Raw genomic sequence first — 2,946 nt, 5'->3', positions numbered from 1 at the left:
AGGGTCGTGCGGTGGTGCGCCCTTAGATATTATTAAGAAATACATTCAAAACCAACAAGGTTAAAATCTGTGAAATTCACCTCCACCCTGACTGTCGGGTGGAGTCCTCTTTCACTTACAGATAGATCAGGACTGAGAGCAGAATAAAGATCTTAAAAACATCATAAATAAAGAAGTGAATACTGCCACCGAGCCGGGTCACCACCGATAAACCGAAGACATTTTCGACCAGCCAGCGCACGCCTTCCGAGAGCCAGGTCATTTTAAGCAGCACATCATTCAGCCAGGCAAAAATCGCGATTATGCTTTCCATTTAAAGCTCCTGGTTTTAGGGGGATGAGATCAGGTCGATGCACTCATCGGCAGATTTTTGAACCATTGACCTGCGCAACAGTTTCCAGTCGGTAGCCTGTGTAAGATTTGAAAAATGGTACTCTCTGTCAAAACCTGATACGGGGAAACTGCCTGCTGATGATCCAATTCCTTTATCCTTCAAGAACCTATTTCATTCAGTATGTAAATGATATGGATCATCGTCCATGTGTTTTTCAGATAAAAAAGCTCCAATCAAGTTGAAGCTTTTTCGTAGGGGGGACACTTTATTTTACCCGATTGCCCTGTTGATCCACGATGATTTCACCGTCTTCTTTGGCAAAGGCTTTTAATTGTGGCGAAGGCAGAATATCCAGTACCACTTCCGATGGGCGGCATAATCGGGTTCCAAGCTCGGTAACCACCAACGGGCGGTTGATCAGGATCGGATGTTGCAGCATGGCATCAAGCAGTTTCTCATCGCTCCAGCCGGCATCATCTAGATTCAGCTCGGTATAGGGATCGACATTTTTACGGAGCGCATCTCTTACCGATAAACCTGCATCAGAAATCAGTTGAATCAGCTCATCACGAGAAGGAGGCGTAACTAGATATTCGATCACTTCAGGCTCAATTCCCGCATTGCGAATTAAAGCCAGCGTATTGCGTGAGGTACCACAGGCTGGATTATGATAAATTTGGACTTTTGGCATTTGATCCATGAGCTTTACTCTTATCAATGAATCATAGCTTTGTATATGAATATACGCATATTCGCAATATAAAATATATGTGTTTTTCAGATGTAACCTGATATGAGAAGTCCAAAATCATTTGAAGCAGTTTCAAAATGAATAGTCTCTTCTAGCTCTAGATTATTGGATCACTTCACGGGCTGCTGTTAAAACCCCACATAAAACTTTTCAATCAGCTTTCGGGTCTTGACCAGCAGATTACTCAACACATTTTCCCGTTCAAACAGCTTCACTTTAAAGTTCAGCAAGTCTTTCAATTCTTCCTTACGTGGTAAACGTTTGGTGAACTCGTAATGTTCCAGAACTTGCTTCATTGCTTCTGGTTTCAGGTTTTCTTCTGTACAGAGGTACTGATAGGCCTGTTCTTTTTCAGCATCCCAGAACTGAGCAAAGGCCGTTTGTACGCTCTGGCCATTGATCATCTTGGGCAGGTTTTCTTCAATAAACTTCTGGATCAGCGCCTGCTTGTCATACAGGGTGATTTCATTGCCAATCAGGTCATAGACCTGAGCTTCATACTTCTTACGTTTGTCTTCATCATCACTATTCACAGCCAGTTGTAGCAGGTTGATGATATAACCAACATTGATCCGGTCACTGTGCAGTAAGTCCAGCTGAAAATCGACATCGTCCAGTACCGATACTTTTTCTTTTTTAGTGGTCTTGCGTACATCACGACATAGATCGGCATACTTGGACGCAAAGTTGGCAAAATGCTGTTTATCCAGTGCAGTCTGGTCCTGATCATATTCAATAAAGGTTTGCATCACTTCTCGAAAGGCTTTAATGAACGCCAGCTGCTGATCTTCAGTGATGAGTTCGTCGACACTTTGATAATCAGGGGTAATATTTAGTAGCTTCTGTACTGCCACTTCATAGTCCTGCTGAATTTCTTCATAACTTGGCACCAGTACCACTTTTTGCGCTTCTTTATTGGAAAATAATGCCAGTGCTTCATCAGTGGCGCGTTTCAGGTTACGGAAACAGATGATGTTGCCGAAAGGTTTTTTGTCGTTAAAGACGCGGTTGGTTCGCGAGAAGGCCTGAATCAGGCCATGGTATTTCAGGTTCTTGTCGACATACAGGGTATTTAAGGGCTTGGAATCAAAACCGGTCAGAAACATATTCACCACAAGCAGGATATCAATCTGTTTCTTTTTGACCCGATCGGCAATGTCGCGGTAATAGGCATAGAACTGGTCGCCAGAATTGTAGTTGGTCTTAAACTGCTGGTTGTACTTGGCGATATAACGGTCCAGCTTGTCGCGACTGGACGGATTGATCTGGCTGGGAATATCGGCTGCTTCTTCATGGATCAGCCCGTTTTGCTCATCTACTGGGACTGCTTCATTGGCGGCATAGGAGAAAATCGTCGCAATCGTCAGCGGTTTGAACAGTCGGCCCTGCTCTTCATCCTGTTGCTGTTTCTCGGCCTGAACCTTTTCAAACACTTCATAGTACTGGGTCAGGGTATCGACCGAACTGACACAGAACATCGCGGTAAATTCACCATTGCGAGTTTTGGTCGGATGCGTATCGACAATATAGCGCGCAATCATTTCCAGGCGCTGTGGATTGTCGTAGAGCTCCCGGGTATCAATGCCTTCGACATCATCGTCATAGTCGAGGTTGTGCTGCATGCCCTTGGCCGTGTATTTACCCCGGTAATCAATCTGGAACTGCAACACGTTACGATCCCGGATCGCATCGACAATCACATACTGGTGCAGACACTAGACCTCTTGCGAAAGTAAAAATTGTTTATACTAGTCCCATGAAATATGAAAATTTAACTAGATTTAATGATGGGGAATTTAAACGACTTGTTGGCGTTCCTCGTCCATTATTCTTAAAAATGGTATCAGTGTTACAACACGCT

2 protein-coding genes and 2 pseudogenes are annotated in these 2,946 nt (G+C 44.0%); 1 reads left to right on the top strand and 3 read right to left on the bottom strand.

Annotated elements, in window-relative coordinates; translation table 11 throughout:
• Positions 1-115: 115 nt before the first annotated feature.
• From FTU40_RS15020 to FTU40_RS15010, 3 genes and pseudogenes are all read right to left on the bottom strand, one after another.
• Positions 116-313, bottom strand: coding sequence for a hypothetical protein (locus FTU40_RS15020; protein ID WP_257223556.1), 198 nt, complete (start codon positions 311-313; stop codon positions 116-118).
• Between the two features lie 286 nt (positions 314-599).
• Positions 600-1,034: an arsenate reductase (glutaredoxin) gene (gene arsC, locus FTU40_RS15015; protein WP_005093706.1), complete on the bottom strand. Its 435-nt coding sequence runs from the start codon at positions 1,032-1,034 to the stop codon at positions 600-602.
• A 179-nt stretch (positions 1,035-1,213) separates the two neighbouring features.
• A pseudogene (locus FTU40_RS15010) lies at positions 1,214-2,800 on the bottom strand (type I restriction endonuclease subunit R); the annotation flags it as partial.
• 41 nt (positions 2,801-2,841) lie between these two features.
• Between FTU40_RS15010 and FTU40_RS15005 the strand changes: the two are divergent.
• A pseudogene (locus FTU40_RS15005) lies at positions 2,842-2,946 on the top strand (IS5/IS1182 family transposase); the annotation flags it as partial.

It is taken from the genome of Acinetobacter sp. YH12100 (genome assembly GCF_013419135.1).
Taxonomy (GTDB): domain Bacteria; phylum Pseudomonadota; class Gammaproteobacteria; order Pseudomonadales; family Moraxellaceae; genus Acinetobacter; species Acinetobacter pseudolwoffii.
The sequence above is the reverse complement of the archived record's forward strand: the minus strand, read 5'-3'. Positions and strand labels throughout refer to the sequence as shown.